The organism is Arthrobacter arnarulunnguaqae (assembly GCF_051262515.1).
Classification (GTDB): domain Bacteria; phylum Actinomycetota; class Actinomycetes; order Actinomycetales; family Micrococcaceae; genus Arthrobacter_N.
Genome location: NZ_JBIMER010000011.1, coordinates 64,551 through 88,155, shown reverse-complemented (window position 1 = coordinate 88,155; position 23,605 = coordinate 64,551). Strand labels below are relative to the sequence as shown.

20 protein-coding genes are annotated in these 23,605 nt (G+C 70.3%); 10 read left to right on the top strand and 10 right to left on the bottom strand.

Translation table 11 applies throughout. The features are described from left to right. The first annotated feature begins 446 nt into the window (after positions 1-446). From ACHAAJ_RS11275 to ACHAAJ_RS11260, 4 genes are all read left to right on the top strand, one after another. Positions 447-1,220 carry a matrixin family metalloprotease gene (locus tag ACHAAJ_RS11275; RefSeq protein ID WP_435728238.1) on the top strand — a complete coding sequence of 258 codons (774 nt, stop codon included), beginning with the start codon at positions 447-449 and terminating at the stop codon, positions 1,218-1,220. 144 nt (positions 1,221-1,364) lie between these two features. Then, on the top strand, positions 1,365-2,030 hold the full coding sequence (locus ACHAAJ_RS11270) for a dTMP kinase (RefSeq protein ID WP_435728237.1): 666 nt from the start codon (positions 1,365-1,367) through the stop codon (positions 2,028-2,030). A 70-nt stretch (positions 2,031-2,100) separates the two neighbouring features. Continuing rightward, entirely contained in the window at positions 2,101-2,808 is a 708-nt protein-coding gene (locus ACHAAJ_RS11265; RefSeq protein WP_435728236.1) for a FadR/GntR family transcriptional regulator, read from the top strand. Further along, positions 2,805-5,225 carry an aspartate ammonia-lyase gene (locus ACHAAJ_RS11260; RefSeq protein ID WP_435728235.1) on the top strand — a complete coding sequence of 807 codons (2,421 nt, stop codon included), beginning with the start codon at positions 2,805-2,807 and terminating at the stop codon, positions 5,223-5,225. The genes ACHAAJ_RS11265 and ACHAAJ_RS11260 overlap by 4 nt, the downstream gene beginning before the upstream one ends. Before the next feature lie 61 nt (positions 5,226-5,286). Here ACHAAJ_RS11260 and ACHAAJ_RS11255 read toward each other — a convergent pair whose 3' ends face one another. Then, on the bottom strand, positions 5,287-6,525 hold the full coding sequence (locus ACHAAJ_RS11255) for an acyl-CoA dehydrogenase family protein (protein ID WP_435728234.1): 1,239 nt from the start codon (positions 6,523-6,525) through the stop codon (positions 5,287-5,289). A gap of 192 nt (positions 6,526-6,717) precedes the next feature. Between ACHAAJ_RS11255 and ACHAAJ_RS11250 the strand changes: the two genes are divergently transcribed. The 3 genes from ACHAAJ_RS11250 (at position 6,718) to ACHAAJ_RS11240 (ending at position 9,540) form a co-directional block, all read left to right on the top strand. Next, positions 6,718-7,005: a hypothetical protein gene (locus ACHAAJ_RS11250; protein WP_435728233.1), complete on the top strand. Its 288-nt coding sequence runs from the start codon at positions 6,718-6,720 to the stop codon at positions 7,003-7,005. A 140-nt stretch (positions 7,006-7,145) separates the two neighbouring features. Beyond that, positions 7,146-8,507 (top strand): hemolysin family protein, encoded by a 1,362-nt coding sequence (locus tag ACHAAJ_RS11245; protein ID WP_435728232.1) that lies wholly within the window; start codon positions 7,146-7,148, stop codon positions 8,505-8,507. Then, positions 8,500-9,540 (top strand): hemolysin family protein, encoded by a 1,041-nt coding sequence (locus ACHAAJ_RS11240; protein ID WP_435728231.1) that lies wholly within the window; start codon positions 8,500-8,502, stop codon positions 9,538-9,540. Before ACHAAJ_RS11245 ends, ACHAAJ_RS11240 begins: the two co-directional genes overlap by 8 nt. Here the strand turns inward: ACHAAJ_RS11240 and ACHAAJ_RS11235 are convergent. The 4 genes from ACHAAJ_RS11235 to ACHAAJ_RS11220 all read right to left on the bottom strand — a co-directional run bounded on the left by ACHAAJ_RS11235 (position 9,537) and on the right by ACHAAJ_RS11220 (position 14,633). Beyond that, a complete protein-coding gene (locus tag ACHAAJ_RS11235; RefSeq protein WP_435728230.1) occupies positions 9,537-11,084 on the bottom strand; it encodes a GMC family oxidoreductase in 1,548 nt (515 codons plus the stop codon). The genes ACHAAJ_RS11240 and ACHAAJ_RS11235 overlap by 4 nt on opposite strands. Before the next feature lie 37 nt (positions 11,085-11,121). After that, the gene (locus ACHAAJ_RS11230) at positions 11,122-12,528 is read right to left on the bottom strand and encodes an aldehyde dehydrogenase family protein (protein WP_435728240.1); all 1,407 of its coding nucleotides are present in this window, start codon (positions 12,526-12,528) and stop codon (positions 11,122-11,124) included. Between the two features lie 136 nt (positions 12,529-12,664). Then, a complete protein-coding gene (locus tag ACHAAJ_RS11225) occupies positions 12,665-13,609 on the bottom strand; it encodes an AraC-like ligand-binding domain-containing protein (RefSeq protein ID WP_435728229.1) in 945 nt (314 codons plus the stop codon). Positions 13,610-13,700: 91 nt separating this feature from the next. Further along, entirely contained in the window at positions 13,701-14,633 is a 933-nt protein-coding gene (locus ACHAAJ_RS11220; protein WP_435728228.1) for a DNA-formamidopyrimidine glycosylase family protein, read from the bottom strand. A gap of 219 nt (positions 14,634-14,852) precedes the next feature. Between ACHAAJ_RS11220 and ACHAAJ_RS11215 the strand changes: the two genes are divergently transcribed. Further along, positions 14,853-15,344: an MFS transporter gene (locus ACHAAJ_RS11215; protein WP_435728227.1), complete on the top strand. Its 492-nt coding sequence runs from the start codon at positions 14,853-14,855 to the stop codon at positions 15,342-15,344. Here ACHAAJ_RS11215 and ACHAAJ_RS11210 read toward each other — a convergent pair. After that, the gene (locus ACHAAJ_RS11210; RefSeq protein WP_435728226.1) at positions 15,274-16,221 is read right to left on the bottom strand and encodes an endonuclease/exonuclease/phosphatase family protein; all 948 of its coding nucleotides are present in this window, start codon (positions 16,219-16,221) and stop codon (positions 15,274-15,276) included. The two genes, ACHAAJ_RS11215 and ACHAAJ_RS11210, sit on opposite strands and share 71 nt — an antisense overlap. A 170-nt stretch (positions 16,222-16,391) precedes the next feature. Between ACHAAJ_RS11210 and ACHAAJ_RS11205 the strand changes: the two genes are divergently transcribed. Further along, a complete protein-coding gene (locus tag ACHAAJ_RS11205) occupies positions 16,392-17,906 on the top strand; it encodes an FAD-dependent oxidoreductase (protein WP_435728225.1) in 1,515 nt (504 codons plus the stop codon). 5 nt (positions 17,907-17,911) lie between these two features. Here the strand turns inward: ACHAAJ_RS11205 and ACHAAJ_RS11200 are convergent, their stop codons facing one another. Together ACHAAJ_RS11200 and ACHAAJ_RS11195 are read right to left on the bottom strand one after the other, a co-directional pair. Next, positions 17,912-19,111, bottom strand: coding sequence for an NAD(P)/FAD-dependent oxidoreductase (locus tag ACHAAJ_RS11200; protein ID WP_435728224.1), 1,200 nt, complete (start codon positions 19,109-19,111; stop codon positions 17,912-17,914). A 50-nt stretch (positions 19,112-19,161) separates the two neighbouring features. Further along, a complete protein-coding gene (locus ACHAAJ_RS11195; RefSeq protein WP_435728223.1) occupies positions 19,162-19,386 on the bottom strand; it encodes a PLD nuclease N-terminal domain-containing protein in 225 nt (74 codons plus the stop codon). Between the two features lie 144 nt (positions 19,387-19,530). On the opposite strand from ACHAAJ_RS11195, the gene ACHAAJ_RS11190 reads away from it, so the two are divergent. Then, complete coding sequence (locus tag ACHAAJ_RS11190; RefSeq protein WP_435728222.1) at positions 19,531-21,204, top strand: alkaline phosphatase D family protein; 1,674 nt, start codon at positions 19,531-19,533, stop codon at positions 21,202-21,204. Here ACHAAJ_RS11190 and ACHAAJ_RS11185 read toward each other — a convergent pair. Further along, positions 21,201-21,995, bottom strand: a complete 795-nt coding sequence (locus tag ACHAAJ_RS11185; protein ID WP_435728221.1) for a hypothetical protein — start codon at positions 21,993-21,995, stop codon at positions 21,201-21,203. The genes ACHAAJ_RS11190 and ACHAAJ_RS11185 overlap by 4 nt on opposite strands. Positions 21,996-22,097: 102 nt before the next feature. Continuing rightward, on the bottom strand, positions 22,098-23,582 hold the full coding sequence (locus tag ACHAAJ_RS11180; RefSeq protein WP_435728220.1) for a carboxylesterase/lipase family protein: 1,485 nt from the start codon (positions 23,580-23,582) through the stop codon (positions 22,098-22,100). Between the last annotated feature and the right edge of the window lie 23 nt (positions 23,583-23,605).

The window sequence follows — 23,605 nt, the reverse complement described above, 5'->3', positions numbered from 1 at the left end:
GGCCGACCACGCATCCGCCAGATGCGCCCACGGAAACCGCTCCCCGGCAACCACCCACCAGACCCGCCACCAAAAAAAACGCCCCACACCAAGAGCGATCCCGCCAACGAACCCCAACGACCCACCACCCTTCTGACACCAGCGGGCCGCGTGGCAGTGATGCCGCGAACCGACGCTAGGATTAGTTTCGTCGGCCGAGGGGACCGATATTCTGCGCATCCTGGGGGGATCGTGACACCTACACCGATTGACGAATTTGGTGTGTGCGGGGAGGGCCAGGTGCCGCGCCGCTCCGCGAGTGGCCGGATTCCGCAGGCAACGGCTCGGTCGTGGATATCCGTGACCACCGCAGGCACGGTCGCGACCGCAAGCGGGGCAGCCGGAACAAACGGCGCGGTTCCGGTTCCGGCGGCGTCGGCTCCGGCGACTCTCGGAGCATCGGTTCGGTGAAAACCTTCCTGGTCCTCGCCTTCGTGGCGTTTCTCATGTTCGGACCCGGACTGTTGCAGCGTCACGTCGTCCCCTTCGTCGAGCCCTATCTTCCCGGTGCCGACATCCCGCCCCGGGGCGTCGAGGCCGCCGACTCCCCGCTGGGCCAACCGCCTTCCGTCGCCGCGTCGTCGTCGTACGCGCTGCAGCCCACGCCCGGAGACTCGCAGCCCTTCGCGGCCTACGATCCTTGCCGGCCGATCCATTACGTCATTCGCCCCGACAACGCACCCGCTGGCGGCGAACGGTTGATCCACGAGTCGGTCGCGGAGATCTCCGCGGCCACCGGCCTGCAATTCGTCCACGACGGCGCCACGACCGAGCCGTTCACCGACAAGCGGGAGAAGTACCAGCCCGATCGGTACGGGAAGAGGTGGGCGCCCGTGCTCATAGCGTGGGCGACGCCGGCGGAAGTTCCGATGCTGGCGGGCGACACCGCCGGTCTCGGTGGAAGCTCCTACGCGGGCGCGACTGGCGGCCCCCTGGTGCTTGTGGCCGGGCAGGTCGCGCTCGACGCACCGGTCTTGGCCGAAATGATGGGATGGCCGAACGGCGCCGCTGCCGTTCGCGGCATCATCATCCACGAACTCGGACACGTGGTGGGACTCGACCACGTCAACGATCCCTCACAACTCATGTATGTCGGACCGGGCGGGACGTCGACGCTTGCCGAAGGCGACCTCGCGGGCCTGGCCCTGCTCGGCACCGGGGAGTGCGTTCCGCAGATCTAGCGCCCCAGGTGCCGACCCGTGGCACCGTCCCGACAGCCGGCATCATGCATCTTCACAGCAAACCCACATGCGCAGTCGGCATGGATCCCGGCTTCCCGTTCGTTGACACCAAGTAGACGTCACCAACGGATCGGGAGGATCTGCGTGTCCACCTCGGACATCTTGGACACCGCCCTGCACTCCGCCGACCGTGCCGGCAGCGATGGCACACGTCGAGCCGCACGTTCAGGCCCCGCCACACGCCGGACGATCGTCGTGGTCGGCATCGACGGCGCAGGCAAGACCACGGCGGCGCGGGCGCTCGTGGCCCGTGAACAAGCAGCCGGTCGACCAGCCCAACTGCTCCGAAACCCGGGCGGGCGCCGCTGGCTCTCGCGCCGGGCAGAGACGCTGGGCCTTGCCGTCCCGCCGCCGTCCGCGGACAGGTTTGAGACCGTGGTCCGCACGGCGAACGTCATCGCGGCGCACCTCCGCGCCCTGGCGTTCGGTGGCACCAGCGTGATGGATCGGCATCTCGTCTGCCAATTGGTCCTCCGCCGGGTCCGCGGACTGCCATCCGGCCGGGCACTGGGTTGGTTGGCCGGCGCCCTGCCGCGGCCGGACGCCGTCGTACTCCTGGACGTGCCTCCGGAGATCGGGCACGCGAGGGTCCTGGCCCGCGGCGAGGACTCGGAGACGCCCGCCTACCTGAGCGCGGCGCGCACCCACTACTTGTCCCTTGCGGCTGAACACGGTTGGCACCTCGTCGATGCCACGGGTTCGCCGGACGAGGTCGCGGGCCGCATCGAAGCGGTCGCGCTCCCCCGGTAGCCCGTGTGGCGGGGCGGGCGGATCTGTCCGCGATTGACACCACCCCGTACTCCCTGCCATAGTTTCGAGCATGAACCTGTCAGACAGCTGGACAGCCGGACAGCCCCTCATCGATCGCACCAGTGCCGCGGAGTCCGTCTTCCGCGCACTCCGCGGAGCCATAGAGGACCGGCGCCTCGCCGTCGGCTCCAAGCTGAGCTCCGAGGCAACGCTCGCGGCACAGTATGGAGTCAGCCGCTCCGTCATCCGCGAGGCCCTGCGCTCTTGCGCCGCGCTCGGCCTCACCCGCACGGAGACCGGCCGCGGCACGTTCGTGGTCGCCGACCGACCGCGCCGCGACCTGATGCTCGGATCCCTGTCCGCCAGCGACCTCGTCGAGGCCCGCCCGCATATCGAGATCCCCGCCGCCGAGCTCGCGGCCCAACGGCGAACCGCCGACGACATCGCGGAACTGCGCGGTCTCATGGAGGCCATGCGCTCGGAGGACGACGGCGAGGCGTGGGTCGAGCTCGACGCCGCCTTCCACGCGGCCATCGCCCGCGCCAGCGGCAACGGCGTGTTCGCGCGGATCGTCGCCGACATCCGGGAGGCCTTGTCCCACCAGTCGGAGACCATCAACCTGGTCACCGGACGCCAGAAGACCTCCGACATAGAGCACCAGACCATCTTCGAAGCCATCGAGAACCAGGACGTATCCGCCGCCGCATCCGCCATGGAGGCGCACCTCGGCGCCGTGCGGGGCGCCGTCGCCGACATCGTCAGGAACGGACACCGATGAAACCCAATCCCGCCGCCGCCACCCTCCCAGCACACGAGCCGATCGCCGTCCAGACCCGCGGCGACCTCGCCGAAAGCATCCACTACGGCTCCGTCGTCGTCCTCGATCCGCACGGGCGCGTCCTGATTTCCCGGGGCGAGCCCGCCGCCGCCTTCTACCCCCGCTCGGCGCTCAAGCCGATTTTCGCCGTCGGAATGCTGCGCGCCGGCGCCGAACTGACCCGGGAGCAACTCGCGCTCGCGGCCGCCAGCCACTCGGGATCCGCACGGCACCAGGACGTCGCCCTCTCGACCCTGGCCGCCGTCGGCTTGGACGAGGACGCGCTGTCCAACAGCACCGACCTTCCCTACGGCGTCGGCGAGCGCGCGGACTCGCTCCGCTCGGGTCGGGGCGCCACCCGGTTGGCCCAGAACTGCTCCGGGAAACACGCCGCCCTCGTCGCGCTGTGCGCCGCGCGGGGCTGGCCGGTCGCCGGGTACTTGGACGCGGCCCACCCGGTCGCCGAACTGCTGGCCGACGCCGTGCGCGACCTGACGGGCGAGGAGCCGGCAAGCGTCGGCACCGACGGCTGCGGCACCCCGGTCCACGCCGTGTCGCTCGTCGGCATGGCGCGCGCCTTCGGGCGTATCGCGTCCGCCCCAGCCGGAACGCCGGAACACGCCGTCGCCGAGGCCATGCGCGCCCACCCGGACCTTGTCGCCGGCGAGGGACGGGACGTGACGGCGCTGATGCGCGCCGTCCCGGGGCTCGTCGCCAAGGACGGATTCGAGGGCATTCAGGTCGCAGCGCTCCCCGACGGAACGTCGGTGGCGGTCAAGGTGTCCGACGGCGGTGATCGCGCCCGCATGCCCGTCGCCGCCGGGGCGCTCCTCGCGGCGCTGCGTGCGGACGCGGGCGCTAGCGCCGAGGTCGTCCTGGGTGAGGAAGCCGCCCTGGCGACCTTCACCAGCGTTCCGGTGCCCGGTGGCGGACAGAACGTCGGCCAGCTGACGCATCTGCTTTCCCCCGACGCCGCGACCGGCATCCCCACCCGCACCGAGCACGATCTCATCGGCTACCGCGAGGTCCCGGCCGACGCCTACTGGGGCATCCACAGCCTCCGCGCCGTGGAAAACTTTCCGATCACCGGCCAGACGCTCGCCTCCAATCCGCACCTCGTCCGGGCCCTCGCCATGGTGAAACAGGCCGCCGCACGCGCCAACCGCGATCTGGGGCTGCTCGACGCCGAGAGGTCGGGGGCCATCGACGCCGCCTGCCAGGAGATCATCGACGGCGCGTTGCACGCCGAGTTCGTCGTGGACGTCGTGCAGGGCGGCGCCGGAACGTCCACCAACATGAACGCCAACGAAGTCATCGCCAACCGCGCGCTGGAACTCCTCGGCCACGCCCGCGGCGACCACCGGCACCTCCACCCCAACGACCACGTCAACCTGAGCCAGTCCACCAACGACGTCTATCCGACGGCGGTCAACGTCTCCACCGCGTTCGCCGCGCGCCCGCTTCTGGCTGCTCTCTCCGAGCTCGAGGCCGCCTTCGCGGCCAAGGCCGTGGAGTTCCGCACCGTGGTGAAGATGGGCCGCACGCAGTTGCAGGACGCGGTTCCGATGACGCTCGGCCAGGAGTTCGGCACCTACGCCGTCACCATGCGCGAGGACCGGGACCGGCTGGCGGAATCGTTGGTGCTGGTGCACGAGATCAACCTCGGCGCCACCGCCATCGGCACGGCCCTCAATGCCCCGCCCGGGTACGCGGAGTCGGCGCGGAAGCACCTCGCCGAGATCACCGGACTCCCGCTCACCACTTCGCCGGACCTCATCGAGGCCACCCAGGACGTCGGCGCGTTCGTGCACCTGTCCGGCGTCCTCAAGCGTGTGGCCCTGAAGCTCTCCAAGATCTGCAACGACCTGCGCCTGCTGTCCTCGGGCCCCCGCGCCGGGCTGAACGAGATCAACCTTCCGGCCGTCCAGTCGGGATCGTCCATCATGCCGGGCAAGGTGAACCCCGTGATCCCCGAAGTGGTCAACCAGATCGCGTACCAGGTGGTCGGGAACGACGTCACCATCTCCATGGCGGCCGAGGGCGGACAGCTGCAGCTCAACGCGTTCGAACCGATCATCGTGCACAGCCTCTCCACCTCCATGCGACACCTGGAGGCGGGCTGCCTGACACTCTCGCGCCGCTGTGTCACCGGGATCACGGCCAACGCCGAGTTCCTGCGCCGCAACGTGGAGAACTCAATCGGGCTCGTGACGGCGCTGAACCCGCGCCTGGGCTACAGCGAGTCCACCTCGATAGCCCTCGAGGCCCTCACCACCGGCCGCGGCGTCGCAGAGCTCGTTCTGGAGCGCGGCCTGCTTACCGAGGCCGAGCTCGCCGAATTGCTGCAGCCCGAACGCCTGGCGAACCTCGCCCAATAGCGGACGACGGCGGGGCTCGCCCGCCGTCTACCACGGCCGTCGTGCTCCCCGGTGGGGCGCGTTACTTGCCCTTCGAGGCCCCGATGGCCCAGACGCGCGGCAGCGACGTGCCGTGGACGGAGTGTTCTCCGATGTGGCGCGCCTTGAACACCCAGGGGTTGTGGTTGCCGGCGGTGCGCGCGTTCCGCCAGTGGCGGTCCAGGTTCTTCGCGGTGCTGGTGGCCGAGGCCGCCAGCGCGTCGAAGGCATGGGAGACGGCGGACGTGACCAGCGGCGTCAATGCGACCTGCGCCTGCGCGGAGCCGAGTTCGGCGTCGTCGTTCGCGGCCTCGTCCTGCTCCTCGTTCACGGACCCGTCGTGCCGTCCGAGCGCCGCCTCATAGGCGCCCTGCAGCGCGACGGCGACGCGGTGCACCGCGCCCTCGGCCACAAATGCCGCCGAGGACACCTCGCCGATGACCTGCAAGAGCTGCGGATCCTCGTTGGCGCGCTCGGCCGCCCCGTGGCTGAACGTGCGCCTCCTCGCCAGAAGTTCCGCGGCGAAGTCGCGCTCCGCGGCCCGCGCCGCGCCGGCCAGAACCGTGAGTAGCACGGCCTGGTAGAACGCCGTCTGGTACTTGAAGCGCGTGTCGAAGTCGATCAGGTGCCCCTCCTGAACCACCGCGTCGGTGAACGTGCTGGTGCCGGTGCCGGTGGTGCGCTGGCCGAATCCGTCCCAGTCGTCGTCGATCCGCACGCCGGGCTGGTGGGCGTTGACCGCCGCGATGACTCGGACGCCGGTGTCAGTGCGCTCGGCATAGGTATCGATCCAGTCGGCGTAGATGCTGCCGGTCGAATAGTACTTGGTGCCGTTGACCACGAATCCGCCGTTGCCGTCCGCGGTGACCTTGGTGAGGACGTCGCCGATCTCGACGGCGCCGACCTCGGTCCACGAGTTGCCCACCAGCTCTCCGGCCGCGAAGCGCGCCAGCCACGCGTCGCGGGCCGGGCCCGGCGCGGCGGCGAGGCGGTCCTCGACGAATGCGAAGTGCCCGCGCAGCGCCTGGCTGATGTTCGGGTCCGCCGCCGCCAGCTCGGTGAGCAGCGCGAACAGATCCGGCAGATCCACGCCGGCCCCGCCATGGGACTCCGGCACGCGCACGGCGCCGAAACCGGCCGCGGCCAGTTCCCTGATCGCCTCGCGGGGAAGCTCCTGGGTGCGGTCGCGCTCGGCGGATCCGGCGGCGATGGACTCGAAAATCGGACGGAAGTGGGCGGACAGGGTAGCCAGCCGGTTCTGGTGGGCGTAGGTGGTGGTCATGATTCCTCCGGGTGGTTGGTTGTCCCGACTCTAGGAGGCCGCCACCGCTGCGTGCCCGTGTGTGGTCACGCGGGGTTTTCGCGCGTCACGCGGGTTGTTCCGGCGTCACACCCCGTCACCCAGCGTCATGTCGCCACCGTTCCCCCGCGGACGATCACGGCCTAAAATGGGCTCACGGCATCCAAAGGAGCGGTGAGTGCAATGAAGCGCCTGAACCCGATGAACGCTCAGCGTCATCCCAGCGAGAATCCGCTGCGCGACATGCAGGGGCACGGCCCGCACGGACTCCACGGCTCGGCCGACAGCCCCGGCATGCCGAACCTCGCCGGCGCGCAAATCCCAGGGCCCGGAACGGCGCACATCTACTACGGCGAGGACGGCCGCTTGCCGAACGAGGCAGCCGGACCGCAGGAACTGCAGGGCCACCTCGGCGTCGAGGGCTGGGTCCGCCGGCTGTTCCGGCGCCGTTCCGCGCACTGACCGAGCACTAGCCGTCGCCGGGGTTTCGCCCACACCGAACACGGGGATGCGGCGTGCGGCGTTCCCGTACGCTTGAAGGACTATGGACGACCCTCCTTCTCTTTTGCCCCTGTCCCGCCCCACGGGAGAGGGGCCAGCCCATGTATGAGTGGATCATGATCGGCGTCGGCCTGATCCTGACCGTCGGCACCGGCCTGTTCGTGGCCTCCGAGTTCGCGCTGGTGAACCTGGACCGCCACGATCTCGAAGCCCGCGAATCCGGCGGCGAGAAACGTCTGGGACCGACCATCAAGGCCCTCAAGATCACCTCGACGCACCTCTCCAGCGCGCAGCTCGGCATCACGCTGACCACGTTGTTGACCGGGTACACGCTCGAACCGGCCATCAGCAGCCTGCTGAGCGGACCGCTGCAGGACGCCGGGGTCCCGGCCGCAGTGGTGCCGGGCATCGGCGCCGTGGTCGGCATCTTCATCGCCACCGTGTTCTCCATGGTCATCGGCGAACTGGTGCCCAAGAACTTCGCGCTGGCGCTGCCGCTGGCCACCGCCAAGCTGGTGATTCCGTTCCAGTCGGCCTTCACCGCCGTGTTCAAGCCGATCATCGTGCTCTTCAACAACACGGCAAACGCAATCATCCGCTCCTTCGGGATCGAACCCAAGGAGGAGCTCTCCGGTGCCCGCAGCGCCGAGGAGTTGAGCTCACTCGTCCGGCGGTCCGCCCTCGAGGGCGTGCTGGACCTGGACCACGCCGCCCTCCTGCACCGCACGCTCCGCTTCTCCGACCACAGCGCCGACGACGTGATGACGCCCCGCGTGCGGATGTCCACCGTGGGACTGGACGACACGGCGGAGCAGGTCATCGAGCTGGCCACCGCCACCGGGTATTCGCGCTTCCCGGTCATCGGACGCGACAGCGACGACGTGCGCGGCGTCCTCCACGTCAAGCAGGCGTTCGCCGTCGCCCTCGACCGGCGCGGATCCGTCTGCGCCGCGGACCTCATGGTGCAACCGCTGCGCGTTCCCGAATCGATGGGCGTCGACTCGCTGCTGCTGCTCCTGCGCAAGCAGGGCCTGCAGGTGGCCATCGTCTCCGACGAACACGGCGGCACGGCCGGAATCGTCACCCTGGAGGACCTCGTCGAGGAGATCGTCGGCGAACTCGAGGACGAACACGACCGCGCGCGCGTCGGCGTCGTGCGCTCCGGAAAGTCCCTGACATTCGACGCCTCGCTGCGGCCCGACGAACTCCGGGACCGCACCGGCGTCGTGGTTCCCGAGGGCGAGGAATACGACACGGTGGCCGGGTTCGTCACCGACGCCCTCGACCGCATGCCCGAACTCGGGGACGAGGTCCCCGTGGACTCCGGCGTCCTGCGCGTGGAGCGCGTCGCCGGAAACCACATCCAGCGGCTGCGCTACATGCCCGCCGAATCCGGGGACGCGCCCATGAGTCCCCACGACCGAATAGTCGAGAGCCTCACGAAGGACCAGACCCATGAGTGAATACCTGCCCGGCATCATCTGGCTGGTGGTGCTCCTGGCCGTGAACGCGTTCTTCGTCGGCGCCGAGTTCGCCGTGATCTCGGCCCGCCGCTCCCAGATCGAGCCGAAGGCGGAGGCCGGCAGCAAGGCCGCCAAGACCACCCTGTGGGCCATGGAGCACGCCACCCTGATGCTGGCCACCAGCCAACTCGGCATCACGGTCTGCTCGCTGGTGATCCTGAACGTCTCCGAACCGGCGATCCACCACCTGCTGGAGATCCCGCTCGGCCTGACCTCCCTGACCGCCGAGGCCATCGGCATCATCGCGTTCGCCACCGCCCTGCTGCTGGTGACCTTCCTGCACGTGGTCCTCGGCGAAATGGTCCCGAAGAACATCTCCTTCTCCGTGCCGACGCGGGCAGCCCTGCTGCTGGCTCCCCCGCTGGTGCTCGTGGCGCGGATTTTCAAGCCGGTCATCTGGTCCCTCAACGGCATCGCGAACGGCGTCCTGCGCCTGTTCAAGGTGGAGCCCAAGGACGAGGCCACCAGTGCCTACACGCTGGACGAGGTGGCGAACATCGTGGAACAGTCCACGCGCGACGGCATGCTCAGTGACACCAGCGGCACCCTGTCGGCGGCCTTCGAGTTCACGTCGAAGTCGGTGGCGGATGTCGAGGTGCCGATCCGCGACATGGTGCTGCTGCCCGCCACGGCGACGCCCGCGGACATCCAGGTGGCCGTCTCCAAACACGGATTCTCGCGCTACATCCTGACGAACGACGACGGCGAACCCACGGGCTACCTGCACCTCAAGGACGTCATGGACCTCACGACGCCGGAGAAGTTCGCCCGCGCGGTGCCCGCCAAGCGCATCCGCCGCCTGGCCTCGGCCTTCCGGGACGGGGAACTCGAGGACGCGCTGGCCACCATGCGCCGGACCGGCGCCCACGTGGCGCGCGTGTTCGACTCCACCGGCGAGACCACCGGCGTCCTGTTCCTCGAAGACATCATCGAAGAGCTTGTCGGAGAGGTCCAGGACGCCACCAGCCGCTAGCCGATGGCGGGCGCGCCCAACAACATCGCGGCGGCGCGTTCGGCGATCATCACGGTCGGCGCGTTCGTGTTGCCCGTCGGGACCAGCGGCATGATGGAGGCGTCGGCGATGCGCACGCCCTCCAGCCCGTGCACCTTCAGCGTGGCGGGATCCACCACCGCCATCTCGTCCACGCCCATGGCGCACGTGCCCACCTGGTGGTGGTAGGTCACCACGGACTCGCGGATGTACGTCTCGAGGTCCCCGTCGTCGATGTCCGGACCCGGGTAAACCTCCCTTGGCCCCCACGGTTCCAGCGCGGCGGACCGGCCGATCTCGCGGCACTGCCGGACCGAAGCCACCAGCGCGTCGACGTCGGCCTGCTCGGCGAGGGCGCCCAAGTCGATCCGGATCGGATCGGAGGCCTTCGGCCCGCTCAGCGTGATCTCGCCGCGGCTTTGCGGCCGCACCAGCCCGCCCAGCATCGAGAACCCGCCGTCCGCGCCGGACATCGGACCCCGCCCGTACCCTTCCGTGTACATGGGGACGGAGAAGAAGATCGGCTGGGTGTCCGCGACGGGAAGCTCGGGCCGGCTCTTCCAGAACAGGTGCACCTCCGCCGGGGCCACGTCGCCCACCGGCACCGGTTCCGCGGTGGAGAAGATCACCGGCGAGAGCAGGTGGTCGTGCAGGTTCTTGCCGACGCCCGGCAGGTCGTGGACCGGGTCAACGCCCGCCTCGCGCAGCTCGTCCGCGGGCCCGACGCCGGAGCGCAGCAGCAGCTCGGGGGAGTTGATCGCCCCGGCGCACAGGATCGTTTCGGCGGCCCGCACGGTCCTGGTTCCGCCGTCGTGCTCGAATTCGACGCCGGCAACCGTCCCGTCCTCGAGGACCAGACGGCGCACGTGGGCACCGGTCAGCAGCGTCAGGTTCGGTTCGGCGGCGACGGGCTTCAGGTAGGCGTGCCACGTGTTGAAGCGCTTTCCGTTCCGCACGTTGAGCTGCATGCGGGACACTCCCTCGACGTCGCCCGAGTTGTAGTCCTCGTTGAGCTTGACCCCGGCCTCGACGGCGCCTTCCAGCATCGCCTCCTGCACCGGGTTGCGCGGGAAATCCTTGACGACGTCGAGCAGCCCGGCGTCGCCACGCGTGTCCGAGGCGCCGCCGTCGTAGTTCTCGATGGCCTTGAACACGGGCAACACGTCCTCCCACGCCCACCCGGCGCATCCGGCTTCGGCCCAGCCGTCGTAGTCCCAGCGGTCGCCGCGCACCCAGATGGTGGCGTTCAACGCGTGCGATCCGCCCATGACCTTGCCGCGCGGGAGGTGGATGCGGCGGCCCGCGGCCCCGGCCTGCTCGGTGGTGAAGTAGTCCCAGTCCTGCGGGCTGTGCCACAGGGCGCCGAGGTTGTAGAGGTGCTCGATGTTTGGATTGGTGTCCTGGTCACCGGCTTCGAGGACGGCGACGCGCTTCCCTGCGTCGACGAGCCGGCGGGCGACGACGTTGCCGGAGGATCCGGCGCCGACGACGATGTAGTCGAATTCCTGGTTTTCCTGCGTGCTCATGGTGGGCCTTTCGGGCGAAGGGGAAGGTGGGGCGGCGTCAGCCGTTGATGACCTGCGGCGAGCCGAGCCCCTTGAGGCCCTCGATGCCGAACTCCAGGCCGTAGCCGGACTGCTTGGCTCCGCCGAAGGGCATGCGGGGATCGACGGCCCCGTGCTTGTTGATCCAGACCGTTCCGGCCTCCACGCGCGCCGCGACCTCGCGCGCCCTCGCCGGGTCGGCGGACCAGACGGAGGCGCCGAGACCGACGTCGAGCCCGTTGGCCATCTCGATGGCCTCGTCCAGGCTCGAGTAGCGGATGATCGGCAGGGCCGGGCCGAACTGCTCCTCGGCCACGAGCGGGTTCCCGTTGTCGATGTCGGCCACGAGCGTCGCGGGGTAGAAGTAGCCGGGCTGTGCCGTCTCCGGGTTGCCGCCGAGCAGGATGCGCGCGCCGGACTCCCGGGCGGACTCGACGAGGCGCGCGACGACGTCGAACTGGGCCTTGTTCTGCAGCGGACCGAGGACGTTGTTCTCGTCCAGGCCCACGCCCATCGGCGCCTGCCGGGCAACCTCGACGAGCGCCGCGCAGACGGCGTCGTAGAGCGAATCCGGGACGTACAGGCGCTTCAGCGCCGCGCACGTCTGGCCGGTGTTGATGAACGCGCCCCAGAACAGGTCCTGCGCGATCGCCCGCGGATCGGCGTCGTCCAGGACGATGCCCGCGTCGTTGCCGCCGAGCTCGAGCGTGAGGCGCTTGACGGTGTCGGCGGACGAGCGGATGATCGCCTTCCCCGTCGCCGTGGAGCCGGTGAACATCACCTTGTCGATGTCCGGGTGGGAGGCGAGCCGCTCGCCGACGTCGCGGCCGCCGGAAACGACCTGCAGGACGCCGACCGGCAGCGCCTGGTTCAGGACCGCGGCCAGCGCCAGCACGCTGAGCGGCGTGTGTTCGGAGGGCTTGACGACGATCGTGTTGCCCATCCGCAGGGACGGGGCGATCTGCCAGATCGAGATCATCATGGGCCAGTTCCAGGGGCCGATTGCCCCGACGACGCCGAGCGGACGGTAATGGAGTGCGGCGTACGCCTCGCCATCGTCGACCAGGACCTCGGGCTCCATCTCGAACGACGCCGCGGCGCGCAGCCAGGCGGAGCACGCACCGACCTCGAAGCGGGCGTTGGGTCCGTTCAGCGGCTTGCCCTGTTCACGGGAGAGCAGTTCGGCGAGCGCCTCGGACGCGGCGTCGATCGCGTCCGCCGCGCGGAGCAGGTGGGCGCTTCGCCCGGAGTGCCCCAACGCGGCCCACGCGGGCTGGGAGGAACGGGCCAGTGCCACGGCGGCATCGAGGTCGGCCGCGGCGTGCACGGGGGCGGCGGCGACCACCTCGCCGGTGGCCGGATCGTTGATTTCCCGTGATTCGCCGGTCGGCGCGATGGCCGCCAGGAGGTTCCGGTAGGTGGTCAGTTGCGTGTCGGGCTGGATCGACATCGGTGTCTCCTGGGGATGGGCCGGGCGGGGCCGCGGCGGGTTGACGACTCCCTTCCACTGTGTCCCAGGACACATGGGGCGGTCTTGTCTTTCCCGGCGGGCTTCTTGTCCCCTAGCGCGGGGTTCGCCGGTACTGCGACGGCGATGCGCCGAATGCCGCGCGGAACGCGCGGCTGAAGTGGGCGGCGTCAACCAGGCCCCACCGGGCGCCGATGGCCCCCACCGGCACGTGGGCGTGCAGCGGGTCCAAGAGGTCGCGGCGGCACCGCTCCAGCCGGCGTTCGCGGACCCATGCGCCCACGGTGTGCCCGGCGTCGGCGAAGAGCTGGTGCAGGGTGCGGGTGGAGATGAAGTGGGCGGCGGCGATCTCCTGTGGCCCCAGGCGTGGATCCGCGAGATGCGCCTCGATGTGGTGCTGCACGCGGCGGAGCAGGCGCGCGTGCCCGTCGGCCGCCTGGTCCGGCTTGGCGTAGACCTCGTTGGCGAGCAGGGTGGACAGCAGGTCCACCACGTTCATGGCCAAGCGGTAGCCGATCGGGCCCTGGAGCGTCGGCAGCATTTCGCCAATCTGCGCGAGGAAGGGCGAGACCGCCTCCCCGAGTGCCTGTCCCCGGCCCATGCTGACCGCGGTGAGTTCGGCGACGTCCTCCGGGGACAGCCCGAGCAGGTGCTGGGGAAACATCAGCACCAGCGTGCGGAAGTCGCCGTCGAAGGAGAGCGTGTAGGGGCGCTGGGTGTCGTAGATGGCCAGGTCGCCCGGCTGCATCACGGTCTCGCGGCCGTCCTGCAGCAGCATTCCCCGTCCGTCCAGCTGGAGGCTGAGCTTGTAGTTGCCCTCGCCCCCGGCCGCGATCAGTTCCGGGGTGCGCCGGACGGTGTGTCCGGACGCGCTGACCTGCATCATGCCGACGTCGTTCAGGTGCCGCCCGCCGACCCGTCCTCGGAAGGCGCCGGACGCCGAGCGGCCGCGCAACGGCTCGGCACCCAAGGGCACAAAAGAGGTCGAGATAAGGCGGCGCCACTGGGTGAAGCCGTCCGCTTCCTGCACCTGGTACATCGCCGGCCTCCCCGCGCGCCGTGTGATGGGCAACACACGCGCCCCAATATACAGGAGCGGATCGACGCCGGGGTTGCGCGGCGGCGGAGCGCTACCCGGGGAGGCTGCCCGCGCTCCCGAGGTCCGCGGCGCGTCCGGGCTCAGGAACCGCGCCCTGGCCGGGAAGCGGTTGGCACTGCGGGCACCAGAAGAGGTCCCTGCCGGCGAGGTCGCGGTTCTCGTCGAAGACCGCGGCTCGACTCGCGCCCCCCGCGCGCCCCCGGTTCACCGCGGCGACGGGCTTGCCGAGCGGCGAGTCCGGACCGAAACGCTCGTGGACCACCGGATCCGAACAGCGCAGGCACGGCTCCCCGCCGCGGGCGAACACGGAATAGGGCGAATCGAGCGTGGCCGGCGTCGTGCTGCGCATCGGCCGGTCCTTGTTGGCTTCCATCAGCTTGTGCGCGAGGTCCACGATCCGCGCGAGGTCCTCGACCTCGCCCACGGGCGTGCGGGGGTTGGTGCACGCGAGGAACAGGATCTCCGAGCGGTAGACCTTTCCGAGCCCGGCGATCAGCCGCTGGTCCAACAGCGCCAGTCCGATCGGGCGCTCGGGATTCGACGCCAGTCGGCGCTCGGCCTCGGCCGGGTCCCAGGAGTGGCCCAGCGGATCCGGACCCAAGTGGCCCACGGCCTGCGGCTCGTCGCTGGTCCGGATGACGCGCATGTACTCGAGGTCGAATCCGACGGCTTGAAAAGCGTCGTTCCTCAGGACGACGGACGCCTTCACGGCGGGGGTGCGCGAACGCTCGCCGGTCGCGTAGACGTCCCACCGTCCCATGACGGCCATGTGGGTGTGGATGCTGACATCGGCCACGCGGATCAGCAGGTGTTTTCCGCGGGACACCGCCGAATTCACCCGGCAACCCGTCAGGTCGAGCGTCCCGTATCCCGGGAGCCTAAACTTGTTGGTCTCTATGATCCGTCCCGCCAACGCCGCGTCGAGTCGGCGGGCCGCCTGGTAAACAACGTCTCCCTCAGGCATTGACGCGTCACATCCTTCGTTCCCCGTTGGTCTAACCGCATATCCCTTACAGTGTAAACCCGAGGCGTCCCGGCGCCTAAATAATGTCACCAAGTCGTTATATGTCAACGAAGTGGACTGAAAAGCCGCAAATCTCTCTGTGGGCGGCCCGCGGCATACGATCGACGGGCGAAAACCACGCGACGCCGGATCCATCCGGCCTGGACCGTCGCCGCGCTCATGCTGCTCGCGCTCGTTGCCGGCGCGGGATTCCGGTCCACCACCGGCGCCCTGTTCGAGCCGTTAGAGTCCGAGTTCGGATGGACTCATTCGGCCACCAGCCTGGCCGTGACGCCGAATCTGGTGGTCTACGGCCTGACGGCTCCGTTCGCGGCCGCACTCATGGAGCGCGCCGGCATCAAGCGGGTGGTCCTGGCCGGCCTGGCGCTCACGGCGGTCGGCAGCGGCCTGACGGTCCTCATGACCGACAGCCATGCGTCGGCGTGGACGCTGGCCGCGGTCCTGTGTTGGTTTGCCGCTGCGTCCCTCTTCTGGCTGCGCCGCGTCCCGCGCAACGAGGAGCTCCGCGAGGAGCGGCTGCCGGTGTCCAGACCGCCACCGCGTCGGCTCCCGCCGCCGGCGCGCCCCGGCGGGGCCGGCGTTACAGCGAAACCAGCGCCTGGATCGGCGTGTGGTCCGACGGCCAGCGTCCGCCCTTGGTCCAGGTGCTGATCGCCGCGCTGTGCACCCGGACGTTGCCCGGAGTGGCGAGCAGCCAGTCGATCCGCGTGCCCCCCGCCGTCGGTTCCGCGTAGTTCGGGAACGTTCCCCACTCTCCGCTGACCCGCTTCTCCGAGGCCAGCCACGAGTCGGCGAAAACGCCGGAGTCCACGAGCGTCGCATAGGCGGCCGAATCGCCCGCGACCGCGTTGAAGTCCCCGGTGACCAGCATCGGCACGGCGGGGAATCGCTCGGCGACCTCCACGATCGCCTTCGCGCCGTTCGCCCGGGCGGTGTCCGACTGGTGGTCGAAATGCGTGTTGACGGCCACCAGCTCGCGTCCGGTGTTCTTGTCCCGGAACCGGCCCCACACCACCACGCGGGTCACGCTGTTGCCCCAGGTCACCGAGCCGATGACGTCCGGGGTGTCGGAGAGCCAGAACTGGTCCCATTCCAACAGTGCCAAGCGCTGCGCATTGAAGTAGATGGCCGAATACTCTCCACGGTTTCCGCCCTCCCGCCCGTAGCCGATGGAACGGTAGCCCGCCGGCAGTCCCGCCTCGACCGCCGCCAACTGGGTGAACTCCGCCTCCTGCACCCCCAGGATGGTGGGCTGTTCGACGCGTAGCAGCTGCTCGACCAGCGGGGCCCGCTCCGGCCAATAGTCCGGCTGACCGGGTGCGGTGCCGGCACGGTCGTAGCGGATGTTGAAGCTCATGACGTGCAGCATCTCTCCTCCGGCGGGGCCGATCAGCGGCGCGCTGCCGCCCCATTCGGCCGCGGCGGCCGCGGGCGTGGCGCCGGCTCCGACGACGGCGGTCGCCGCCAGTGCGCCGATCCCGGCAACGGCTCGGCGCCGCGAGATGGGGTGGTTCAGGACGTTGCTCACGGGTGTCTCCATTCGTGCCGGCCTCGCTGGTCCCATCGATTCTCGGCACGGCACGTGAACCCAAGGATGCGGCCATGCAACGCCCGGGCCAACTCTGGCCGAAGGCCCGGCCCCGGAGTAGGCTCGCGCCCACCGACGCGGTGACACCTAGGCACGGATTGGAGCCCGCCATGACCTCCCTTTGGCTCGACAGGAAAGCACCGCCCACCACGGACGCGTTCGAGCCGGAGGCCCGGTACGACGCGGTCGTGGTCGGCGCCGGCCTGACCGGGCTCACGACGGCGCTGCTGCTGGCCCGGGCGGGGCTCGGCGTCGCCGTCCTGGAGGCCCGCACCATCGGCGCCGTGGCCACCGGCAACACCACGGGCAAACTGTCGCTGCTTCAGGGAACCGTGCTGTCCGGCATCCGCAAACACTTTTCGGCCAAGGTCGCGCGCGCCTACGTCGAGGCCAACCACGAGGGCCAGGCCTGGCTGCTGCGCTACCTCGAGGAGCACCGGGTGCCCGTCCAGCGCCGGGACGCCTACACCTACGCGCATTCGGCGTCCTCCGCGGACACCCTGGACAAGGAACTCCGGGCGTGCCAGGAGGCTGGCCTCGACGTGATCCTGACGCACGACGTCGCCCTGCCGTTCCCGACGCACGCCGCCCTTCTGCTCGCGAACCAGGCGCAGATCCATCCGGTGGACGTCCTGGACACGCTCGCCGCCGACCTGCGGTCCCGCGGAGTGCGCATCGTGGAAGGCGTCCGCGTGCACGACGTCAAGGCCGGCGACCCCGCCGCCGTCGTCACGACGCGCGGAACCGTCCACGCCAACCACGTGGTCCTCGCCACGGGCACCCCGATCCTGGACCGCGGGCTGTACTTCGCCAAACTCGAGGCGTCGCGCTCCTACGCGGCGTCCTACCGGGTCCCCGGGGCGCCGTCGAGCATCCCGTCCGGCATGTACCTGTCCGTGGACGACCCGGGGCGCTCGCTGCGCACGGCAATCGTCGGCGGCGAGGAACTGCTCGTGGTGGGCGGCAACGGCCACCCCGTCGGGCGCGAGGCGGACACCGCCCGCCTGGTGGCGGACATCGACGAGTGGACCGCGCGCCACTTCCCCGGGGCGGAACGCACACACCGCTGGTCGGCCCAGGACTACCGCAGCGCCAACAGGGTTCCGTTCGTCGGGCGGCTGCCCCGCGGCGGCGGAAAGATCCACGTGGCCACCGGGTACAACAAGTGGGGACTCGCCAACTCCGTCGCCGCCGCCCTCACGCTCAGCGCCGACATCCTGGGCGGGCACGCTCCCTGGGCCGAATCGCTCCACCACCGCGTCACCGGCCCGGCCGATCTGGCCGAGGGAGTCCGGATGAACGCGGGAGTGGCCGGACATCTGGCCGGCGGGTGGCTCAAGGCCGGCAGCGGTTCCGTCTCGCGCGGCACCGACGCCGTCCCCGAGGGCGAAGGCGTGGTCGGCCACCACGGGCTCAAACCGGTCGCCGCCTCAACGGTCGGCGGCGCCACGTGCCGGCTATCCGCCGTGTGCACCCATCTGGGCGGAATCGTGACGTGGAACTCCGCCGAGATGTCCTGGGACTGTCCGCTGCACGGGTCGCGCTTCTCGCACACCGGCGAGCTGCTCGAGGGACCGGCGACCCGCGACCTGGAGCCGTTCGGCGGCGCGGCTCCGAGGCCCTGACCCGGCTACGCCCGGCCCTTGAGGATGAGGTGCCAGTAGATCTTCGGGAAGACATGGCGGTCCATGATCCACTGCCAGCGCCGCTCCTTCGCCATCCGCAGCAGCGGGATGCTGGGCATGGGCCGGTAGTCCGCGCCGAACTCCGCGAAGAACGCCGTCCCGCGGCTGAGCGTGAACGGGCACACCGAGTACCCGTCATAGCGGCGGGTCGGGCCTCCGCCGTCCAGTACCGACTTCAGGTTCTTGGCCAGCACCTTCACCTGCTTGCGCAACGCCCCGCCCGACTTCGAGTTCGGCGTCCCGGCCGCGTCGCCGAGAGACCACACGTTGGGGAAGCGCGGGTGCCGCAGGGTCTGCGCGTCCACCTCCACGAAGCCGCCGTCGTCGCCGGCCGCGGGCAGTTCGCTGGACTTCAGCCAGTCCGGCGCCGATTGCGGCGGGACCGCGTGAAGCATGTCGTACGCGATCTCCTCCCGCCCGCGCGGGCCGTCCAGCACCACGGTCCCCGCGCTCGCATCCACGGTGGCCAGAGCGGTGTCGGTGCGCAGCGTGATGCCGTATTCGGCGATCTTGCGCTCCAGCTCCCGGTCCACGTCCGGCATGCCGAACACTGTGGGCGTCGGCACCACCAGCACGACGGCGATGTCCTGCAACACCCCGGCGGCACGCCAGTAGTCGCACGCCATGTAGGCGATCTTCTGCGCGGCCCCGGAGCACTTCGCCGCGCCGGGGGGCTGCGTGAACACCGCCGTGCCGGAGCGGAGCCCGCGGACGAGTTCCCACGTCTTGGGCACCAGTCCGGCGTCGTAGTTGGACGTTCCGCGCGGATCGCCCATGGCGTCCCTCAGCCCGGGGACGTCGTCCCAGTCCAGCTGCAGGCCCGGGCACACGACCAGGTGCCCGTAGCGCACCAGCCGGCCGTCGGCCAGCCGCACCGTGTTCTCACCGGGTACGACGCCGGCCGCCTCGCCCCGGATCCAGGCCACGTCCCGCGGCATCACATCCTCCTGCGGGCGGACGGCCTCGCGCATCTGGGCGGCGCCGGCCCCGATGTGGGAGAACAGGGGCTGGAAGTGGTGCACCGCCTTGGGTTCGACGACCGCGATGCCACCGACCCCGTAGCGTCCCAGCCGCGCCGCCAGCGAGATGCCGGCGTTCCCCCCGCCGAGGATCACGATGCGGTGGTATTCGGTAGTGGTTTCCATCGGTACCCTTCCCTCGTGCCGTCGCCCGGAACCGCGGCGTCCGAAAATGCCTAGTGCTTCCGCCCGAAAATGAAGTACGCTGCTGGGCCCAGCGTGTTGACGAACGAGGCCGCGACCCACGCGAGCTTCGGACCGTTCACGCGATCCGCCGGACGGCGGACCAGATCACGGATCGCCAGTGCCTGCAGCGACACCTGGATGACTCCCGCGACCACCAACCGGATCTTGTCCGGGGTGCTGATTTCGGACCACTTCTTCTTTGCCTTTTTGGCCATTCCCGTTTCCCCTGGTTGTCGGTGACTCTTGAGCTGACTATTGATCCAGTATCCACCGATTCGGCCGTGCGGGGTACCGGACGGAGCCCAAATGCGGGACGCTGGACGCACGTACACGGCACCCCAGGGAAAGGACCGCACGAGATGGCCAAGCACCCCACCGGCCCGCTGGTGCTCGGGCCCATGCTCCGCCACGTGGACACCACCACGGCCAGCATCTGGGTCGAGACCCGGGAGGCGGGCACCGTCGCGGTGCGCGCCGGCGGGAACGAGTGGGCGGCCCGGACGTTCGGCGTCCACGGCCACCACTACGCGCTGGTCGAGGCCCACGGTCTGGAGCCGGGCACGGAGCGGCCGTACGAGGTGCTGGTCGACGGCGCAAAGGCGTGGCCGGACGACGACGGATTCCCACCGCCCGTCATCGCCACACTCGAGCCGGGGCGTCCCCTGCGGCTGACGTTCGGTTCCTGCCGCACCAGCGTCCCTCACGACAAGCGCGGCAATCGGACCCACGGAGTCGACGCCATGCGCGCCTATGCCCTTTCGCTGGCCCGGGCCGAGGCGGGGACGCGCCCCGACCTGGCCCTGCTGCTCGGCGACCAGGTCTACGCCGACTCGACCAGCGCCGAGATGCGGGACTTCATCCGGGCCCGGCGCGACATCCGGAAGGCGCCCGGACCGGAGTTGAAGGACTACGAGGAGTACGCGCACCTCTACCAGTTGGCGTGGTCCGATCCCGCCAACCGCTGGCTGTTCTCCACCATCCCGACGGCCATGATCTTCGACGACCATGACATCCGCGACGACTGGAACGCCTCGCTCTCCTGGAAACGGGCCATGGCGAAGACGTCCTGGTGGCACGGCCGCATCGTCTCCGGCCTCGCGTCCTATTGGGTCTACCAGCACCTCGGCAACCTCTCCCCCGCCGAACGCGCGCGGGACGAGGTGTGGCGCGCCATCGTCGCCCACGACGGACCGGACGAGGTCGACGTCGGGGCCGTCCTGGACGCGTTCGCCGAACGGGTCGACGGCCAGCCGGCGTCCTACCGCTGGAGCTTTTGCCGCGACTTCGGCGACATCCGCCTGGTCATGGTCGATTCGCGCGCCTCGCGCGAACTGGAACCCGGGGCGCGGTCCCTGCTCGATGCCCAGGAGATGGATTGGCTCGACGGCAAACTGCGCGGCGGCTTCCGGCACCTGTTGATCGGCACGTCGCTGCCGTTCCTGCTGCCCCCGGGCCTGCACCACCTGGAGGCGTGGGACGAGGCCGTCTCCAACGGCGCCTGGGGACGCGCAGCGGCGTGGGTCGGCGAGCGCCTGCGCCGCGCGGTCGATCTGGAGCACTGGGCGGCCTTCCAGAACAGCTTCCAGGAGGTCGCCTCCATGGTGACGGACGTCGCCGACGGGCGCCGCGGGACGGCGCCGGAATCCGTGGTCTTCCTGTCCGGCGACGTGCACTTCTCCTACGTGGCCGAGGTCGAACGGTCGACGGGCAGCCGAATCCTGCAGGCCGTCTGCTCGCCCGTGCGCAATCCGCTGCCCCGCGTCCTGCGCTACTTCACCGCGGCCATGGCCTACGGACCGGCCACCCTGGTTGGCCTGCTGATGGCCCAGTCCGCCAAGGTCCCCGACCCGCCGTTTGCGTGGTCCGGGATCGAGGGGCCGTGGTTCGACAACAACCTGGCCACGCTGGAGTCGACCCCACGGGGCCTGCGGTTGCGCTGGGTAACGGGCGTGGTGGACGACGGCGAGGACGACCCGCGCCTGGATCTCGTCGCGGGGGTCGTCCTCGGTCCCCGGGGCGGGGACGGCGCCTAGCGCCCCAGGCCGGCCCGGTCCACGCGCCGGTGGAACCGCATGCCCGCGAGTCCGCCGAGGATCGCGCCGATCAGGGCGACGACGGCGGCAACCAGGAGCCCGAGGAGCGCCGGCAGGAGGTCGGCGCCCTCCGCCATCCTCCCGAATCCGCTGACCTGTTCGAGGATGTTGAAGCGGCTTCCGGCGAGCGTGGCCAGTCCGGCGGCGACCACGGAGATCACCACGGCCCAGCCCCATACGGCGACACCCTGGGCGACACCGTTAAAGCGCGCCATGCGCCCGGCCACGTACCCGCCGCAGTAGTAGGCGACCAGCAGGATGACGCCGAAGACAATCGCGCCGACGAGCGCGGTCCCCTGCGGGTCCCGTGTCGCCTGTCCGGCGACGTCGCTGATGTTCACGGATCCCGTGGCGAAGCCGAACGCGGCGGCGAGCGCGCTGAGGATCACGGCGGTTCCGGTGGCGGTCAGCCATCCGAAGAAGGCGCTGCCGATCTTCACTCCGCCGAATTCCTCCTTTTCCCGCCGGAGCAGCTCGCGGCTGTCCACGACGGGGGCACCGACCGGAGCCGCCGTGTCCGCGTAGTCGTCCTCGGGGACGTACTCCCGGCTCCGCGAGAAGGTGTCGTTGTCCGTGTCGCGCGCGGTGGTGTCGCGTCCGGCCGTGGTGTCGTGGACGGCAGTGGCGTCGCCTCCGACCGTGGTGTCGCTGGTCGAGAACCGGGCCGTTTCCGGGTTGGCGTCCCCCGCCCGGTGGTTCGGCGGCCGTGCCGACTCGTCGCTGGTGCTCATCGGTTTCTCCTTTGCTCGGCGTCAAACTGCCAGCGGGATGGCGCGTAAGGCTCCCACTAGGTCAAACACTGTCAGGATGCGCTTCGTTTGTGAAGCGTTGGGCTAGTCGTAGCCGCGGTAGCCGCCCCAGGCGAGGCGCCGTTCGCGCCACGGATCCTCCACGACGCGGTCGCGGGCGTCGAAGATCCGGACGCGGCGGCGGTGCTCGTCGTACCGCGGCCAGTCGGCGCCCGGGTCGCCCGTCTGCGCGAAGGACACCAGTGCGCGGCGGTAGCGCAGGCCGAGCGAATGCGCCGCGTCCCGGCCGCCGGTCATCGTGAAGAAGCGGCCGGCGTCGGAATCGTGGTGCCCGAACAGGGCCGGCACGTCCGTGCCGTGGCCTCCGGCGAGGCCTATGCGCCGGAGCATCGGCGTCTCGAAGTCGAAGCGGTAGTTCCATACGGGCGCATGGCGGGAGTGCCCCTCCGCCACCTGGGTGGTGGGATGCCAGAAGACGGAGTCCCCGGCGAGGTCCACGAGCGCGCCCCCGGCCGGGTAGGTCGGGTACCCGCCGAGCACGCGGGTGCGGGCGTCCGGGTCGGCGCGCTCGAACATCCGCTCCATCCGTGCCGGCGTCGTCGGGAGCAGGTTCATGAAGCGGAACAGCGCGCCCTCTTTCACGGTGGTGCCGACCACCAGCGGGACACGGTGCGCGGTTCCGTCCCGGAACGCGTCGATCGGGTAGGTCGGCAGGAGTTCGCCGTCCACGACCGGCGAACAGACCAGTGTTCCGGGGTCGTTGGCCGGGCCCAGCCGCCGCGTCAACCGATACATCGCGTCCACGAGCTTGGGCCAGCTGAGCGTCGCCAGGGTCTCGGCCGCGTGGGAGGAATCCACGCCGAGGATCCCCATGAGGTCCCCCGCCCACCCCGCGTGCCGTTCCCGCGCGTACACTGACCCCGGAAACGGGCTGAGCGCGTAGGCGCGGTGGAACAGCCCCCGCGCGGCGGGAACGGCCATCAGCGTCACCACCGACGTCGCCCCGGCCGACTGCCCGAACACCGTCACGTTGTTCGGGTCGCCGCCGAACGCCTCGATGTTGTCGCGGATCCACTCCAACGCGGACAGCTGGTCCCGCAGGCCCAGGTTGGACTCGAACGGGTGCCGGTCGTCGGCGTAGCGCGTCACGTCCAGGAACCCGAGTCCGCCGACTCGGTAGTTCGGCGACACGTAGACCACGCCGGCGTCGCGCGCGAACCGGTCTCCCGCGTGGAGCGGGGTCGCCGGGGAACCCATGGTGAAGCCACCGCCGGCGAAACACACCAGCACGGGCCGGGGCGCGCCGGCCGGGTCCGCCGGTGCGCTGACGTTCAGGCTCAGGCAGTTCTCGCTGACGGGGTGCCGGGCGCGGCCGAACGCGATGTAGCCGCTGTTCTGCGGCGGCGCGTCGCCGAACTCGTAGGCGTCCCGCGTCCGCGCCCACGGACGGACCGGGGCCGGCGCGCGGTACCGCAGCGGACCCTCCGCCGCCTCGGCAAAAGGAATGCCGCGCCAGGACCGCACTCCGTCGAGCAATCGGCCACGCACCGGCCCCGCGGTGGTCGCCACCGTCGTTCCCACCCCCACAGCGG

What these genes read in the sequence shown, in the direction of transcription:
- ACHAAJ_RS11265 (WP_435728236.1), top strand. Translation starts at nt 2,101, where the DNA reads ATGAACCTGTCAGACAGCTGGACAGCCGGACAGCCCCTCATCGATCGC.
- ACHAAJ_RS11260 (WP_435728235.1), top strand. Translation starts at nt 2,805, where the DNA reads ATGAAACCCAATCCCGCCGCCGCCACCCTCCCAGCACACGAGCCGATC.
- ACHAAJ_RS11255 (WP_435728234.1), bottom strand. Translation starts at nt 6,525, where the DNA reads ATGACCACCACCTACGCCCACCAGAACCGGCTGGCTACCCTGTCCGCC.
- ACHAAJ_RS11245 (WP_435728232.1), top strand. Translation starts at nt 7,146, where the DNA reads ATGTATGAGTGGATCATGATCGGCGTCGGCCTGATCCTGACCGTCGGC.
- ACHAAJ_RS11240 (WP_435728231.1), top strand. Translation starts at nt 8,500, where the DNA reads ATGAGTGAATACCTGCCCGGCATCATCTGGCTGGTGGTGCTCCTGGCC.
- ACHAAJ_RS11235 (WP_435728230.1), bottom strand. Translation starts at nt 11,084, where the DNA reads ATGAGCACGCAGGAAAACCAGGAATTCGACTACATCGTCGTCGGCGCC.
- ACHAAJ_RS11225 (WP_435728229.1), bottom strand. Translation starts at nt 13,609, where the DNA reads ATGTACCAGGTGCAGGAAGCGGACGGCTTCACCCAGTGGCGCCGCCTT.
- ACHAAJ_RS11220 (WP_435728228.1), bottom strand. Translation starts at nt 14,633, where the DNA reads ATGCCTGAGGGAGACGTTGTTTACCAGGCGGCCCGCCGACTCGACGCG.
- ACHAAJ_RS11215 (WP_435728227.1), top strand. Translation starts at nt 14,853, where the DNA reads ATGCTGCTCGCGCTCGTTGCCGGCGCGGGATTCCGGTCCACCACCGGC.
- ACHAAJ_RS11205 (WP_435728225.1), top strand. Translation starts at nt 16,392, where the DNA reads ATGACCTCCCTTTGGCTCGACAGGAAAGCACCGCCCACCACGGACGCG.
- ACHAAJ_RS11200 (WP_435728224.1), bottom strand. Translation starts at nt 19,111, where the DNA reads ATGGAAACCACTACCGAATACCACCGCATCGTGATCCTCGGCGGGGGG.
- ACHAAJ_RS11195 (WP_435728223.1), bottom strand. Translation starts at nt 19,386, where the DNA reads ATGGCCAAAAAGGCAAAGAAGAAGTGGTCCGAAATCAGCACCCCGGAC.
- ACHAAJ_RS11190 (WP_435728222.1), top strand. Translation starts at nt 19,531, where the DNA reads ATGGCCAAGCACCCCACCGGCCCGCTGGTGCTCGGGCCCATGCTCCGC.
- ACHAAJ_RS11185 (WP_435728221.1), bottom strand. Translation starts at nt 21,995, where the DNA reads ATGAGCACCAGCGACGAGTCGGCACGGCCGCCGAACCACCGGGCGGGG.